Source organism: Streptomyces sp. NPDC037100 (genome assembly GCF_055606225.1).
In genome coordinates this window covers 167,103-182,453 of sequence record NZ_JBVJSX010000013.1, presented here as the reverse complement: position 1 = coordinate 182,453, position 15,351 = coordinate 167,103, and the positions used below count along the sequence as shown (strand labels likewise).

Here is a 15,351-nt window from a genome sequence, read left to right as displayed (position 1 = left end):
GTCAGTCCTCGTTACCGTCGTCCCCGCCGGCGTCGCTCCCCCCGTCTTCCCCGGCCTGGCGCGGCTTCTCCGGCTTCGGCTGCTCCGGGCCGCCGTCGACCGCTTCCTCCGTCGGTGTCGCGGCGCCCGGCGCGGATGCGGAAGGTGTCGGGGCAGGGGGCGGTGGGGACGGAGTGACATCGGCCACGGTGCCCGTGGCCGGCGTGTCGGCTGCCCCCGGGCCGCCCGCGGGGCCGCCCGCCGGGCCGCCAGCCGGGTCGGCCTGCGGATCGGAGGAGTCGGACGTGGCGGAGTCGGCGGACGGCGTGGCGGCGGGGCTGCTCGCGCTCGGGGACGCGTCGGGTTCCGTGCCCTCCGTGGTCGTGTCGGGCGAGAACCAGCGCATGCCGATGAGCATCGCGGCGATGAACAGTGCCGCGGCGGCGGCCGTCGCGGCCAGCTTCGACCGGTTCCCGCGACCGTCGCGCCCGCGCGAGCGGCCCGAACGCCCCGCCTGGGCCGCCCGGGCGGCGGTGCGATGGCCCGTGGTGGCGGGCAGCGCGTACGTGGTCGGGCTGCCGGTCTCGGCGGTCGCGTACGGTCCCGGCCTCGCGGGCATCGCCGCGGAGGCGGTGTTCGGCCGCAGCGGCGGCGAGACCTCCGGCAGCGGCTCGGGCAGGCCCCGCCAGGCGCCCCCGGCGAACCACTCGGCGGCCTGCTGGGCGGTGGGACGGTCCTCGGGCTGCTTGGCGAGCAGACCGAGGAGGAAGTTCTCGAACGCCGGCGGAAGTCCGGCGACACCGAGCTCGCGAGGCGGCACGGGAGCGGAGTCCAGGTGCTGGTGGAGCAGGGCGACGGCGGTGTCGGCCTGGAACGGCGGGCGTCCGCTGAGGAGCTGGTAGAGCACGCAGCCGAGGGAGTACATGTCGGAGGCGGGCCCCGCTGGCTTGCCCAGGGCCCGCTCGGGCGCGAGGTAGAGGCCGGTGCCGATGATCTGGCCGGTGGCGGTGAGCGCGGCGCCGGGGTCGTCGAGGAACCGCGCGATGCCGAAGTCCCCGATCTTCAGCGTGCCGGCCGCGTCCAGCAGCAGGTTGGCGGGCTTGACGTCCCGGTGCACGATGCCCTGCGCGTGCGCGGCGGCGAGCCCCGCGGACGCCTGCGCGGCGAGCAGGGCCACCCGCTCGGCGGGCAGCGCGCCGGAGGCGGTCAGCACCCCGGCGAGACTGTCGCCCTCGACCAGTTCCATCACCAGGTACAGCCGGTCGTCGTACTCACCGAAGTCCAGCACACCGACCACGTTGGGGTGGTTGAGCCGTCCGGCGGTCTGAGCCTCCAGACGGAACCGGGAGGCCGCCGTGGCGTCGGTGTCCTGGGGCAGCAGCAGCTTGAGGGCCACCGCTCTGGCGAGCGTCTCGTCGTACGCGCGCCAGACCTCTCCCATTCCACCGCGCCCGATCTCCACATCCAGCCGGTAGCGGCCCGCTAGCAGCACTCGTCCTCGTCTCACGCATAGGGGAAGGTCGTCGCCGCAGGACGCCGAACTCCCCGCTTGTGCACGAGGATTGATGAGGGGTGCCGCAGCCGACCCAGGATACTGGCGCGGCACGACCGCCGATCTCCGCGGCGCTGTCCCCGGAGGGCCCCGGCACGGAAATCCCGGAGCGAAGGAGTCGCCCGCCGGGGTGACACTCCCGGCGCCCGGTTGCCGCGGGAGGCCGGCAGGGTGTCAGGCCGCCGCGCCCGTACGCTTTTCCCGGTGCGGCAACAGGGCCACCGCCAGGGCCGGCACGGCCGCCAGGACCAGCCACGGCACGGCGGCCGGCAGGCCCAGGTCGAGCAGGAGGCCGGTGGCGGCGCTGCCGGCCAGGACGATCAGGCCCGAGACGGACGACAGCGCACCCATGTAGAGCCCGAGCCGGCCCTCCTCGGCGAGGTCGGGCACCCAGGCGCGGGCGGCGGGCACGACCAGCATCTGCCCCACGGTGAGCAAGATCACGAAGCCCGCGGCCGGGAGCAGCCCGGCCGTGCCCGTCCAGCCGGCGGGGCGGGCCGCGGCCACGACCGCGAAACCGGACGCGATCAGCAGCAGCCCCGCGGTCATGGAGCGGCGCAGATCCAGCCGGTCGCCCGCCCAGCCGGTCACGCGCAGCTGGGTGAACACCACCAGCACCGAGGACAGCGCGAAGAGCCAGGACAACGGCGCCTGGGACCCCGACGCGCGCTGCACCTCGTCCGGCAGGGCCAGATACAGCTGGTTGTAGGCGAGCAGGTAGGTGCCGTACGCACAGCACAGGGCGAGGAAGCGGCGGTTGCGCAGCAGGGCTCGGACCCCGCCCCGCTCCCGGACGCGGATACGGCCGGGGATGTGCTGCGGCATCAGCCACAGGTGCCCGGCGAGGACGAGCACGAAGACCCCGGCACCGGCCATACACGCGGTGCGGAAGTCGACGGCGAGCAGCAGCGCTCCGAGCAACGGCCCCACGAACGCCCCCGCCTGGCCCGCCACGCTGAACAGGGCGAGGACCCGGGTGCGCGGGCCGTGCCCGTCCTCCTCCCACCCGACCGCCTGGCGGGCCACCTCGGACTCCACGGCGGGGGAGAAGAGCGCCGCGGCGAAACCGATCACCAGCACCGCACCGATCACGGCCCCGCTCGTCTTTGCGAAGCCCAGCCATGCGAACCCGGCGATCCGCAGGCCGCAGCCCGCCAGCACGACCGGCCGCACCCCGAACCGGTCGACGAGCCAGCCGCCGACCACGAACAGCCCCTGCTGGCTGAAGGTACGCAGCCCGAGCACGAACCCGACCAGCCAGCCCGCCATGCCGATCGCGGTGCCGAGATGCTCGGCGAGGAACGGCAGGACGGCGTAGAAGCCGATGTTGAAGGCGAGCTGGGTGAGGATCAGCAGCCGCAGCAGCGGCGACAGTTGCCTGATGAGGCGCCAGGTGCCGGCGTGGCTTCCGGCGCGGATCGTGGGGGCGGCCTTACGGGGCGGCACCCGGGAGGCGGGGTGGGTCATCGTTCCTCTGTCTGTGAGGCGGACACGGGCGTCAGGAGGTCGTCGGAGAGCTCCGGGTGCCGTCGCGGCGCCGGCACGCCCTGATCCACGGGCGGCGCGGCGGGGCCCGCGGGCCGTGTGCGCCGCCGGGGCAGCCGTACCCCGCCCGCGGCCGTCACCGCGAGTGCCCCGAGCAGGGCGAGTACGGCGGCCGGGAAGAGGACGGCCCACGGGGCCCGTTCGGCATAGGGCTGGTTCTCGGCGAGCAGCAGGCCCCACTCGGGGGAGGGCGGCTGGGCGCCCAGGCCGAGGAACCCGAGCGCGGCGAGGCCCAGCGCGACGCCCGGGAGCCGGAGAAGGGCGTGCCGGACGACCGGGGGCACGACGGCGGGCAGCAGTTCGTGCCGGAGCAGGTACCAGCGGCCGGCCCCCAGCGCCCGGGTGGCGGCCAGATGGGTCGTCGCACGCTCCTGCCGCAGCAGGGAAGAGGTGTGCGCGGCGAGCGGGGACCAGGCCACGACGGCCACGGCGAGCGCGGGCGTCCAGGGGCCGCTCCCGGCGACGCCGGTGACGAGCAGCCCGGCCAGTACGGGCGGTACGGCGCTGAGCGTGTCGGCCAGCGGCCCGGACAGCCTCGGCAGCAGCCCCAGCAGCAGCCCGGCGACGAGGGCGGCGGCACTCACCGCGAGGGCGGTGCCGAGGGTGGTCACCGCCCCGTGGGAGATCCGGGCGAGGACGTCCCGGCCGAGCGCGTCCGTGCCGAAGGGGTGCTCCGCGGAGGGGGCTTGCAGCCGGGCGAGCGTGTCCAGGGCGAGCGGGTCGCGGGGGAGCCCGGCCCCGATGACGGCGGCGAGCAGTCCCCCGTAGAGCAGCGGGAGCGTCCGGGGCGCGGGGGGCCGGGGCCGGTGCAGGGACTGCAGGGCGCCGTCGCGCAGCGCCGGTCCGATCAGCAGCCGGGCGGCGATCCGGGCGAGGAGCCCCGCGGCCGCCGCGAGCAGGACGAGGGCGAGTGTGCCGGTCTGCAGGGCGGGCAGGTCCTGGGCGAGTGCGGCGTGCAGGGTGAGCCGGCCGAGGCCCGGGATGTCGAAGATCTGCTCGACGGCGACCGATCCGCCGGTCAGCCCGACCACGAACAGCCCCAGGTTCGGCAGAAGTCCGGGGACGCAGCGGCGCACCGCCTGCCGGGCCAGCGACCTCGGCGGAACACCGCGTGCCGCGGCCGCCATGGCCCAGGGTTCCGCGAACGCGCCGGGCAGCAGGTCGTCGAGCATGCGGCCCAGGACCGCCCCGGCGGGCAGGCCGAGGGCGAGTGAGGGCAGCACCATCCACTGCGGGCCGTACCAGCCCAGCGCGGGCAGCCAGCCCAGCTGCACGGCGATCACCGAGGCCAGCACCGAGGCGACGAGGAACTCGGGCAGCGAGGCCAGCACGGCCGTCACCGTCCCGCCGGGACGGCGCGCACCGAGACTGCCCCGCGCGCCGAGCCGGAGGGTGGGGGCGCAGACGGCGGCGGTCGTGCCCGCGGCGACCACCAGAGCCCCGCACATCAGCAGCAGTGACACGCCGAGCGCCTGCACGACACCCGGCAGCACCTGGGCGCCGGACACCCAGGACGAGCCCGCGTCTCCGTGCAGCAGGCCGCTCAACCAGCGGCCGAGCAGGACCGATGGCCCGTCGTCCAGGCCGAGTTCGGCGCGGATCGCGCGCAGGGTCTGCGGTGTCGGATCGCGGTCGGCGGAGCGGGCCTTGAGGACGGTCAGCGCCGGGTCGGTCCGCGACAGCCACGGCAGCAGGCCGATCGCCGCCACCAGGGCGGTCATGAGCACGGCCCGCCACGCCAGCGTCGGGCCACCGCCCCGCGCGAGGACGCGCAGGGTGGTGAGACCCCGGATCAGGAGGGAGGTCTTGGCGTTCAGGGTCGCGTCCCCACGCCGACGAACTCCCGCTCGTACGGGTCGAGTCGAGCGCCCTGTACGGACGCCCGGATCCCCGTGACGGCCTTCAGGTGCACCAGCGGAATCACCGCGTCGGTACCCAGGATCGCGGCCTCCGCCTTCATGGCCGCGTCCTGCCGCTTCGCGGGGTCGGACTCGGCCCGGGCGGTCGCGACGAGCCGGTCGACGTCCCGGTCGCACAGGAACGCCAGGTTGTAGGAGCCGTCGCAGGTGAAGTCGCTGTCGAGCACGGTGACCGGATCGCCCGTGTCCGTCATCATGTTGCGGGCGACGACGGCGGCGTCGAACTTCCCGTCCAGCAGATCCCCTTCGAGGCGCGCGTACGTCCGCACCTCCAGCTTCACCTCGAACCCGGCCTTCTCCAGCTGCTGTTGCAGCACCTGCGCGGTCTCCGCCAGTTCGGGCCGGTCGTTGTAGCTGCCGATGGTGATGCTCTTGCCGTCGGGGTCGGTCGCCGCGGCCCGCCCGGACGGCTGGACACGCTTGCCGGCGGCCCAGGTCAGGGCCGGTCCGTAGATGCCCTGCGCGGGTTCGGCCGACCCCTCGTAGACACCCTTGGCGACGGTCGCACCGTCGACCGCCTCACGCGCGGCGGCCCGCAATCCGGCGTTCGTGAAGGCGCCGGACCGGGTGTTGAGGTACAGGCTGGTGTTGCGGGCGGTGTTCGATGCGTGGACGGTGCCCTTGCCCAGGGAGGCGGCCTGGGCGACGGGGACCGCCTCGGCGATGTCGACGTCCCCGGTGCGCAGGGCGTTGGCGCGGGCCGTGCCGTCGGAGACGTACCTGACGTCGACGCCCGAGGCCTGGGCCCGGCCGCCCCAGTAGCCGTCGAAACGGTCCAGTGCGGCCGACCGGTCACCGGTGACCTCGCTGAGCTCGAAGGGGCCGGTGGCGGTGCCGACCGCGTTCACGGTGCCCTTCTTCCCGTAGGCCTTCGGGGAGAACACCGCGAGGCTGGGGTTGGTCAGCCGCAGCGGCAGCACCGGGTCGGCTCCGCCGGTGGAGACCCGCACCCGGTTCTCGCCGACTGCCTCGGCGGTCAGCTTCACGCCGGATATCGCGGTGGGTGCCGGCTTCGCCGCGGCGGCGTGGGTGAGGGCGGAGGCGGCGGCTTCGGCGGTGACGTCCTCGCCGTCCTGGAACTTCGCGTCCCGGAGGGTGAACAGCCAGCTCTCGCCGCCCTTCTCGCTGCTCCAGGACTCGGCGAGCGCGGGCACCGCCGTGCCGTTGGCGTCCAGGCGGGTCAGCCCCTCGGCGACACCCAGCCGGGACAGGTTGTAGGCGTCGTACCCGTAGGGCGAGTAGTTCTGCGTCGGCGGGAAGGCAAGGGCCACGCGCAGCCGTCCGCCGTCCTCGGAGCCGGAGGAGTCCGAGGTCTCGGCGGAGCCGTCACCGGAGGACGCGAAACAGCCGGAGAGCAGCGGCAGGAGCAGCAGACCGGCTGTGAGCCGGCGGCGGGGGATTCTCATAGTGTATATGAATACCATTTTCGTTAAGCGAATGGTATTTCGAAGTGCAAGACGCCGCTGCCCCCGCCGGGCATCTCCTCGCGCTCGTCGCACAGCACCTTGCCCAGCGCCTTCCATAGGCCCATCGCGCCGGGGGAGTGCGGGTAGGTGTGCAGGTAGGCTGACCGGTAACCGCCGTCGGCCCGGGCGAACTCCAGGAGGCCGTCCACCAGTTGCCGGGCGAGCCCGCGCCGCCGGTGTTCGGGGCGCACGTACACCCGCCGGAGCTGTGCCGTCTCGCCCGAGGGGAACCGATCGGCCAGCCAGCGGGGGTTCGGCGGATGGGCCGGTCCGCGCGCGTCCAGTGCCGCCGTGGCCGCCACCGTCCCGTCGCGCTCGTCCACGGCGACCAGGAGGGTGTGCCGGGGCGGCGTGACGTAGAACGGCACCGGATCGATGATGTCGGCGTGCCAGCGCGGCACGTAGCCCGTGCCGAAGTCGCGGTACACGGCGTCGAGCATCACCGCCCGGGCCCCGTCGATGTCGGCCGTCCCGGCTTCTCTGATGCTGTACTCACGCATTTGCGCATCATATGCAAGAAGGCGTCGGGGCCGGTCGGGGGTGCCGGTGCCGCTTCCGGCAGACCGGCGGTGGCGGCAGGCCCGCGGGCAACCGGGCCGGGTCTCCTGGACGGTCCGGGTGGATCGGGCCGGGTCTCCTGGACGGTCCGGGTGGATCGGGCCGGGTCTCCTGGACGGTCCGGGTGGACCGGGCCGGGTCTCCTGGCCGGTCCGGGTGGACCGGACCGGGCGCGACGTCCCGGTTTCAGCCCTCGGACGGGGCGAGCACCACGAAGTCCGCGTTCGCCGGGTCGAGACAGACGGCGAGCCGCCCGACGCCCTCCATGTCCGCCGGGCCCATCTGCACGCTGCCGCCGTTCGCGGTGACCTGGGCCACCGCGGCGTCGCAGTCGTCGACGGCGAAGACCGGGTGCCAGTACGGCCGCCCGCCCGTCAGCGCCAGGTCCTCCTTGCCGAGCTGCATGAGCCCGCCGTGCATCCGGTCCTCGGAGAGCCCGGAGGGGGTGATCAGGGTGTACGTGCCCGCGCCGCCCGGCAGTGGCATGTCACTGAACTGCCAGCCGAAGAGGGAGCCGTAGAACTCCCGCGCGCCCGCGGCGTCGGTCGTGTACAGCTCGGTCCACGACAGTGAGCCCGGCTGGTCGACCAGCTCCATGCCCTTGTTCGTGCCCGGCTGCCAGACGGCGAACTGGCCGCCCAGCGGGTCGCTGTACTGCGCCATCCGGCCCCAGTCGTCGAGGTCCATCGGCGCGACCCGCACGGTGCCGCCCGCCTGCTGCACGGCCTCCGTCGTGGCGTCCGCGTCGGTGACGCTGTAGTAGAGCATCCAGGCCGGCCGCGCGCCCTCCTCGGTGAGCTTGCCGAGTCCGGCGACGGTCTTGCCGTCCTTCTTGAACATCCCGCCCTCGAAGTCCTCGCTCTCGCCCATGGACTCGTAGTCCCACCCGAGGACGGCGCCGTAGAAGCCGGCGGCGGCGCGGACGTCCGGAGTGCCCAGATCGAGCCAGCAGGGAGAACCGGGGACGTACTCCGTCGTGATCATGGCGATGCTTCCCTTCCGCGGGTCCTGTGTGCCCAGCGTGACACCGAGCACCGGCCACCGCCCGTCGGCGGCTCTCCCCCGGGGGCATCCCGTCGGTGGCTCTCCGTTCGGGCACCCCGTCGGCGACTCTCCGCCCGGGGCCACCCCGCCGACGCGGGGCCTCAGTGGACGGACAGCCCGCCGTCGACGAAGACCGACTGCCCGGTGACGTAGGCGGACGCCCCGCTCGCCAGGAAGACCGCCGCGCCCGCGAAGTCCTCCGCGAGTCCGTTGCGGCCGATCATCGTGCGGGAGGCGAGGGCGGCCACCTTCTCCGGGTCCGACGACAGCCGGGCGTTGAGCGGTGTCATGACGAACCCCGGCACGAGGAGGTTGCAGGTCACCCCGCGTGGTGACCACGCCTCGGCCTGGGAACGCGTCAGCGCCTCGAGGCCGCCCTTGGAGGCGCCGTAGGCCCCGCTCTGGACGAACGCGCGATGGGCCTGCTGTGAGCTGATGTGCATGATCCGACCGTGGCCCCGCTCCGCCATCCTGGGGCCGAAGCGCTGCCCGAGCAGGAACGGCGCCTCCAGGTTGACGGCCATCGTGGCGTCCCAGACGTCCTCGCCCAGTTCGTCCATCGGTGGACGCAGGTTGATCCCGGCGCTGTTGACGAGGATGTCGGGCTCCCCGAACGCCTCGGCCGCCCGCTCGGCAGCGGTCCGCACACCCTCGCGGGTGCTCAGATCCGCGCTGACCCATGCGGCGCGGCAGCCCTGGGCCGTCAGCTCCTCGACCGTCGCGGCCAGTCCGGCCTCGCCCCGGGCCACGACCACCACGCTCGCCCCGGCGCGCGCGAGGGCGCCGGTGATGGCGCGGCCGATACCCGAACTGCCGCCGGTTACCACCGCGGTCCTGCCCTCGAGCGAGAACAGTTCGCAGAGGTAGGCCCCGGTCGCCCGGGACGGCGTGGGGGCCCCGTCCGGCCGGGTCGGTCCGGTGGCTGGGGTCGGGTGTGTCGTCATGGCGACCACTCTAAGTCGATCATGGGACGGGCCAGGGCCCTCTGCGACGGTTAGTCGTAGGCCACCGGTATCAGGACATGAGCGAATGCCGGAGACCGGAAACCGAGGTGGGCCGGGCTGCGGGCAGGATCTCACCGGGTCGTCGGCGGCAGAGGGCTTGCTGCGTGAGGCCGAGCGGACGGCGCGGGCTGCGGCGGGCCCGGAGGCCCCGGCCTTCCGTCGCGAGGTCGTCGTGCAGGTGAACGAGGTTGTCGGCGGTGGTGCGGGCGGTCTCGATGTCGAGGAGCCGTCGTCGGGTCCGACCTCTCGTTGGATACCCGTGTCACCCCCGGCGCGATGGACGCCCACCTGTCCGACGGCCTCTTCTGGTCCGCCCTCCTCGGCGGCTTCGCGGTCGCCTTCCTGATCACCGCCCCGGTCAACAAGTGGATGATCGGCCGCGGCCGGGGGCACGCGGTGGTCCACGCCCACCACTGACACGACGTCACACAGGTGCGCATGCGGGGGGCGGACGAACGAGCGGACCGTGCCCGGCCGGACTCAGCCTCTGAACAGGCGCACCTGGCCCTTGGGGAGTTTCGGCCACCAGTGGTGGTAGCGGCGGTAGACCTCGGTGTCGCGGCCGGCCGCCAGCGCCGTCAACGACGCGGCTTCGGCGGCCAGTTCGTCCCATACTGCGGCCGGCAGGTCGTGGAACGCCGTGGCCTCGACACCGCCGTCGACCGCTCGCCACACGCCGGCGACCCGGCCGTCGACCAGGAGCGTGGGGAGCACGTCGCCGTTCACCCGGATCACCAGACGGCGATACGCCGGGGGAATCACACGGCTGCGGTCGGCATGAGCCAGCAGAACGCTGTCCCACATGGCCATGAGCCGGGGCGGGGCCGGTGTGTCTGCCGGTGGGCGCAAGGCGCCCGGCACGTCGTAGAGAATCGTCCCTTCGGGATCCCGGAGCTGTTCCACAGCGTCGTCGAGGGCGAGCAGAGCCTGGCGTACGAGTGCCCGCGGCACCATGGCGAACTGGGCGACGTCCGCCACCGAGGAGGGCCCGAAACCCGCCAGATAACGCAGGACGAGATAGCCCAGCGCCTCCACCGCGGTCGCCCGCCCTCGAGGTGCGGGGCCGGTCCGCGCCGCGACGAACGACGACCGGGTGCCGAACGCCCAGGGCCCGCCGGTCGGCACGTGGTGCAGCGGCGCGTAGGCCTTGAGCCCCCACCACGCCCCGGCCTTCTTCTCCGCACCGACCCGCTCCTCCAGCCAGTCCTGCACCTCCGCGGCCGTCCGGGGGCGGCTCGCGAAGTCCAGCAACTCGGGCACGAGTGCCTCGCCGTCGGCCGGCGTCAGCCCCGCCGCGGCGAAGCGGTACCCGAGCCGGGAGGCGTACAGCGTCTGCTGCATGGCCTCCCGGAAGACCTGGTACTCAGCCGCGTGGACCACGTGCAACGTGATCCGCATCAACGTCGCCTTGACCACCGCACGCTCCGCGAACGCGGCGTCCAGCTTCTCCGGCGCGAACCCCGCCAGACGGTTCCACAGCGCCACGTACGGCGAAGCGGCGTGCTGGGCCTGCAGCGCCACCACACGCCGCACGGCCTCCCCGGTCTCCATCGCCTCCCGCTCCAGCAGCAACTGGCGTGCGAGGGTGGCCCGATTGAGTTCCTGCGCGGTGATCTCCACGCCGGGATTCTGCCGTGCCCCCACCGGAGGCGCCGACTCCGTCGCAGTGGCCCGGATCACATGGCTTGGATTGAGTGTGCGGCGGGGGAGATGTCCGTACCCATGGGTGTCGGAGCGGGGCCGGATGCGAGGATGAGGCGCCATGACAGTCGGGTGGTGTGCTCGCACGATACGGGCCGCGGTGTTCGCGGCCGTCTGTGTCGTGCTCGCCGCCCTGGGGCACGTCATGATGTCCGACGACCACGTGCCCTTGTCGACGCTGCTGGCCGGCTGGGCCGTGACGGCCATGGCGGGCTGGTGCCTGGCGGGCCGCGAGCGCGGACTCAGCCTGGTCGTCACCGTCGCCGTCGCCGTCCAGACGGCGCTGCACTCGGTGTTCTCCTTCGGGCCGCCGCCCCCGGCCGCATCCGGACCCGGGGTCATGGGCATGCCGTACATGAGTCACGGCACGGGATCCATGAGCCACGGCATGCCTCACGACATGAGTCACGGCACGGGCCCGGACGCCATGGCCTCCATGTCCCCGCACGCGGGGCACCTCCCCGGCGGTGACTCGTCCCTCGGCATGCTCGCCGCCCACCTCCTGGCCGCGCTGCTGTGCGGCCTGTGGCTGGGGTACGGGGAACGGGCCGTCTTCCGGCTGCTGCACGCCGTGGGCAGCCGGCTCGCCGCACCGCTGCGGCTCCTGTCCGCCCTGATCGCCCCGCCGCCCCCGCCCGTGCGCGAGCGGCGGCGGCCGTCGCACCGCAGGCCGCACCGACTCCTTCTCGTCCACGCGATCACGACGCGCGGACCGCCCGCGGGGGCCGCTGCCGTCTGACGGCAGCCGGTGACACCGGGGCAGCCCCTGCGCTCCCCGGTCGCGGTCGTACGTCCCCGCACCCGCGCACCCGCAGGCGCTCACGCCCACGATGCTCCGTGCCGGACGCCCGCCCGCCTCCCCGCTCACGGGGCCACGCACCCGCACGCGTTCGCCGGACCTCACGGTCTGCCCACCCGCGTGTCCTCGTGGTCCCGCATCCCGAGAAGGACATCAGGTGATCACTCCTGCCCTGCCCCTTTCCCCCGCGCACGAGAGATCGGCGTCGGCCGACGAGTCGATAACCGCCTGGGCGCTGGCCGCCCGCGGCGGGGATTCCGCGGCCGTCGACCGGTTCGTGCGCGCCCTGCACCGTGACGTGACCCGGTACGTCGCCCATCTGTGCGCCGACCCCCAGGCCGTGGACGACCTGGCGCAGGACACGTTCCTGCGGGCGCTCGGCAGCCTGCACCGCTTCGAGGGCCGCTCCTCGGCACGGACCTGGCTGCTGGCGATCGCCCGGCGCGCGGTGGCCGACAGCATCCGCCACACCGCCGTACGCCCCCGCCCGGCCGACCTGCCGGACTGGGAACCGGCGGCCGAACTCGCCCAGCCGCGTGGCCTTCCCGGCTTCGACGACGGCGTGGCGCTGCTGGAGTTGCTGGCCGGTCTGCCGACCGAACGCCGCGAGGCGTTCGTCCTCACGCAACTGCTCGGTCTGCCCTACGCGGAAGCCGCCGAACTGAGCAACTGCCCCGTCGGCACGGTCCGTTCCCGCGTGTCCCGCGCCCGGGCCACGCTCCTCGCCCTGCTCGCCGCGGCGGAGGAACCGGGCCCGGCCCTCGTCGCGGCCTGACACGTCCGGACCCTCTCCTCGTCACGGCCTGACACGTCCGGAGCCTGCCCTCGTCGCGGCCTGACACGTCCGGAGCCTGCCCTCGTCGCGGCCTGGCCGGGCGAGGCCGACGGTGCCCGCCGCTCCTGCCGGCGGGCACCGCTCACCCCGCCCCCGGGTTCCGGAACCGGTCGTCAGGCGCGCGCCGGTTCGATGTTCTGGTTGGCGTGGAAGAGGTTGTCCGGGTCGTAGGTCCGCTTGATCCCGGCGAGTCGGTCGTAGTGGTCGCGGTACGTCGCCCGGACGCGTTCCCGGCCCTCGCCCGCGCCCATGAAGTTCACGTACGAGCCGCCCATCGAGTACGGGTGCATGGCCTCCTGGTAGTCCACGCACCACCGCCTGATCGTGCCGGCGTTGGCCGGGTCGGGATCGACACCGGCGAACACGCCGGACCAGAGCGCGTCCCGGTAGCCCCACGCGGTGTCGTCGGGGCCGACCCGGTGGGCGGCCCCGTCGATGGGGTAGAGGTGCATCAGCGACAGCGGCGTGGGGTTGCTCCGACCGTACTCGAGGTGCACGTCCAGGGCGGCGTCGGGGATGTGGTCGAAGAAGTCGCCCCGCCAGTACCACTGGTAGCCGGTCGGGATCAGCTCGTCGAACATGCCCTGCAGCGCGTCGTACGGCATCGGCGTCGTGAAGTGGAAGGCCGGCCGGCCCGCGTCGTTCACCACGGAGAGGGTCTCGTCGAGCCCGTCCAGGTCACCCGTGCGGCACCACACGATGGCGCACACCTTCTTGCCGTGCAGCTCCTCGGGGAAGGGCGGGCCGGGCGGGACGACGAGGACGGCGAAGAAACCGTAGACGTCCTCGGGCGCCTGCGGGAGGAACTCGCGGTACCAGGCCAGCACTTCACGGGTGCTGTCGACCGGCCAGACCGTCACCCCGACCCCGACCGCGCCCACCGGGTGCAGCCGGTAGGTGAGGGAGGTCGCGATGCCGAAGTTGCCGCCGCCGCCCCGCAGGGCCCAGAACAGGTCCGGGTGTTCGGTCTCGCTCGCGGTGACGAAGGTGCCGTCGGCCAGCACCACGTCCGCGGCGAGCAGGTTGTCCACGGTCAGCCCGTACTTGCGGGTGAGGTAGCCGTGGCCGCCGCCGAGGGTCAGGCCCCCGACGCCCGTCATGGAGATGATGCCGGTGGGGGTGGCGAGACCGAAGGCCTGCGTGGCGTGGTCGAGGTCGCCGAGCCGGCTGCCGCCGCCGACCTCGGCGGTCCGCGCCTCCGGGTCGACCCGTACCCAGCGCATCGGCGAGAGGTCGATGGTCACGCCGTCGTCCACCAGGCACAGGCCGGGGCCGCTGTGCCCGCCGCCCCGCACGGCGAGTTCCAGACCGTGGTCACGGACGTAGGTGACGGCGGCCATCACGTCGGCGGCGTCCGCGCAGGGCACGAGGGCGGCGGGCCGTTTGTCGATCATCGCGTTGTAGATCTTGCGGGCCTGGTCGTATCCGGCGTCCCGCGGGCCGATCACCGGCCCCCGCAGCGTGGTCCGCATGTCTTCCAGGGTGGCGGTGTCCATGACGATCTCCTCGGGACGGGTGCCCGTGCTGACATCACCAGCCTCCCGCCGACCGAGAGACGACGCATGTCCGGAGCGTGCGCCGCCGCCGGGGGCCGTACCGGCTTCCGGCCGTGCCGGGTTCCGCTCCCCACCCGCTCGTGAGCTCGCGTCAGGCCAGGGTGACCTCCACCGGCAGCTTCTTGATGCCGTTGACGAAGTTGGAGCGGACCCTGGGCACGTCTCCGGTCAGGCGGATGTCCGCCAGGCGCGGGATCAGTTCCTCGAACATGATGCGGATCTCGGTGCGGGCCAGCAGGTTGCCCAGGCACAGGTGCGGGCTGCCCTTGCCGAAGGTGACGTGGTCGTTGTCTCGGCGCGTGACGTCGAAGTCGTAGGGGTTGCCGAAGACCTCCTCGTCGCGGTTGCCGGAGGCGAACCACATCACCACCTTGTCGCCCGCCTTTACCGGCTTGCCGCCCAGTTCGACATCGCGCGTGGCGGTGCGGCGGAAGTGGTAGACGGGGGAGGCCCAGCGCAGGAACTCCTCCACCGCGACCGGGATCAGCGAGGGGTCCTCCTGGAGGCGGGCGAGCTGCTCGGGGTGCTGGAGGAGGGCCAGCATGGAGTGGGAGATGGTGTGCCGGGTGGTCTCGTTGCCGGCTACGACCAGCAGCAGGAAATAGTTGTCGAAGTCCTGCGCGGAGAGTGGCACACCGTCCCGGGGTGTGGTGTTGACCAGGCGGGAGACCAGGTCCGTGCCGTCACCGCCCCGGCGCTGCCGCGCCAGCTCGCGGCCGTACTCGAAGACCTCCAGCGAGGCGGGGGAGCGGAAGGGCAGGTCGCGGTACTGCTCGCTCTCCTCGCTGTGCAGCAGCACGTCCGCGTAGTCGGGGTCGGTGTGGCCGATGATGCGGTTGCCCCAGTCGATGAGCCGCTGGTTGTCCTCCGGGGGCACGTCCAGCAGCCGGGCGAGCACGTTGATGGGGAAGTCCGCCGAGACGTCCTCGACGAAGTCGAAGCGGCCCTTGGCGAGGGCGGCGTCGAGGGTCCTCGCGGTCAGCCCGCGCAGGAAGTCGGTGTAACCGTTGATCACGTTCGCACCGAACTGCCGCTGGATCAGGCTCCGCAGTGCCCGGTGGCGCACGCCGTCCAGTTCGAGGATCGAGGCGCGCTTCTTGATCTGGTCGTCGTCGACTTCTTCGAGGTTGACGAACTTCGTCGACGTGAAGGTCTCCGCGTCGCGGTCGACCCGCACGATGTCCTCGTGCCGGGTCAGCGACCAGAAGCCGGAGTTGGGCGCCTCCTCGGGCTGCCAGTGCACGGGGTCCTCGTGGCGCAGGGTGTGGAACATCCGCCAGGGCGTGACACCGTCGGTGAAGTGGTCCAGGTCGGCGAGGTTCACGTCCGCCAGGGGCAGCGGCTCGCGCACGGCGTCGGTCGGGGTCTCGGTGGTCATCGGCAGCTCCTCGGC

The 15,351-nt window shown here is 73.4% G+C and carries 12 protein-coding genes and 1 pseudogene; 3 read left to right on the top strand and 10 right to left on the bottom strand.

Annotated elements, in window-relative coordinates; all coding sequences use genetic code 11:
• Position 1: 1 nt before the first annotated feature.
• From ACZ7EG_RS34065 to ACZ7EG_RS34035, 7 genes are all read right to left on the bottom strand, one after another.
• A complete protein-coding gene (locus ACZ7EG_RS34065; protein WP_471087649.1) occupies positions 2-1,471 on the bottom strand; it encodes a serine/threonine-protein kinase in 1,470 nt (489 codons plus the stop codon).
• Positions 1,472-1,705: 234 nt separating this feature from the next.
• The gene (locus ACZ7EG_RS34060; protein ID WP_471087645.1) at positions 1,706-2,998 is read right to left on the bottom strand and encodes an MDR family MFS transporter; all 1,293 of its coding nucleotides are present in this window, start codon (positions 2,996-2,998) and stop codon (positions 1,706-1,708) included.
• Positions 2,995-4,797, bottom strand: coding sequence for an ABC transporter permease subunit (locus tag ACZ7EG_RS34055; RefSeq protein WP_471087642.1), 1,803 nt, complete (start codon positions 4,795-4,797; stop codon positions 2,995-2,997). Before ACZ7EG_RS34055 ends, ACZ7EG_RS34060 begins: the two co-directional genes overlap by 4 nt.
• Before the next feature lie 92 nt (positions 4,798-4,889).
• On the bottom strand, positions 4,890-6,401 hold the full coding sequence (locus ACZ7EG_RS34050; protein ID WP_471087639.1) for an ABC transporter substrate-binding protein: 1,512 nt from the start codon (positions 6,399-6,401) through the stop codon (positions 4,890-4,892).
• Between the two features lie 23 nt (positions 6,402-6,424).
• Positions 6,425-6,961, bottom strand: coding sequence for a GNAT family N-acetyltransferase (locus ACZ7EG_RS34045; protein ID WP_471087636.1), 537 nt, complete (start codon positions 6,959-6,961; stop codon positions 6,425-6,427).
• Positions 6,962-7,205: 244 nt separating this feature from the next.
• Positions 7,206-8,003 (bottom strand): VOC family protein, encoded by a 798-nt coding sequence (locus ACZ7EG_RS34040; protein WP_471087633.1) that lies wholly within the window; start codon positions 8,001-8,003, stop codon positions 7,206-7,208.
• Between the two features lie 161 nt (positions 8,004-8,164).
• Positions 8,165-9,007: an SDR family NAD(P)-dependent oxidoreductase gene (locus ACZ7EG_RS34035; protein WP_471087630.1), complete on the bottom strand. Its 843-nt coding sequence runs from the start codon at positions 9,005-9,007 to the stop codon at positions 8,165-8,167.
• Positions 9,008-9,328: 321 nt separating this feature from the next.
• Between ACZ7EG_RS34035 and ACZ7EG_RS34030 the strand changes: the two are divergent.
• Positions 9,329-9,484: pseudogene (locus ACZ7EG_RS34030) on the top strand (DUF4396 domain-containing protein); the annotation flags it as partial.
• A gap of 63 nt (positions 9,485-9,547) precedes the next feature.
• Here the strand turns inward: ACZ7EG_RS34030 and ACZ7EG_RS34025 are convergent.
• A complete protein-coding gene (locus ACZ7EG_RS34025) occupies positions 9,548-10,687 on the bottom strand; it encodes a winged helix DNA-binding domain-containing protein (RefSeq protein WP_471087626.1) in 1,140 nt (379 codons plus the stop codon).
• A gap of 142 nt (positions 10,688-10,829) precedes the next feature.
• Here ACZ7EG_RS34025 and ACZ7EG_RS34020 point away from each other — a divergent pair, with 142 nt between their 5' ends.
• Complete coding sequence (locus ACZ7EG_RS34020) at positions 10,830-11,507, top strand: hypothetical protein (RefSeq protein WP_471087623.1); 678 nt, start codon at positions 10,830-10,832, stop codon at positions 11,505-11,507.
• A gap of 217 nt (positions 11,508-11,724) precedes the next feature.
• The gene (locus tag ACZ7EG_RS34015) at positions 11,725-12,342 is read left to right on the top strand and encodes a sigma-70 family RNA polymerase sigma factor (RefSeq protein WP_471087620.1); all 618 of its coding nucleotides are present in this window, start codon (positions 11,725-11,727) and stop codon (positions 12,340-12,342) included.
• 173 nt (positions 12,343-12,515) lie between these two features.
• Here the strand turns inward: ACZ7EG_RS34015 and ACZ7EG_RS34010 are convergent, their stop codons facing one another.
• Together ACZ7EG_RS34010 and ACZ7EG_RS34005 are read right to left on the bottom strand one after the other, a co-directional pair.
• On the bottom strand, positions 12,516-13,898 hold the full coding sequence (locus ACZ7EG_RS34010; protein ID WP_471087617.1) for an FAD-binding oxidoreductase: 1,383 nt from the start codon (positions 13,896-13,898) through the stop codon (positions 12,516-12,518).
• A 151-nt stretch (positions 13,899-14,049) separates the two neighbouring features.
• On the bottom strand, positions 14,050-15,336 hold the full coding sequence (locus ACZ7EG_RS34005) for a cytochrome P450 (protein WP_471087614.1): 1,287 nt from the start codon (positions 15,334-15,336) through the stop codon (positions 14,050-14,052).
• Positions 15,337-15,351 lie beyond the last annotated feature (15 nt).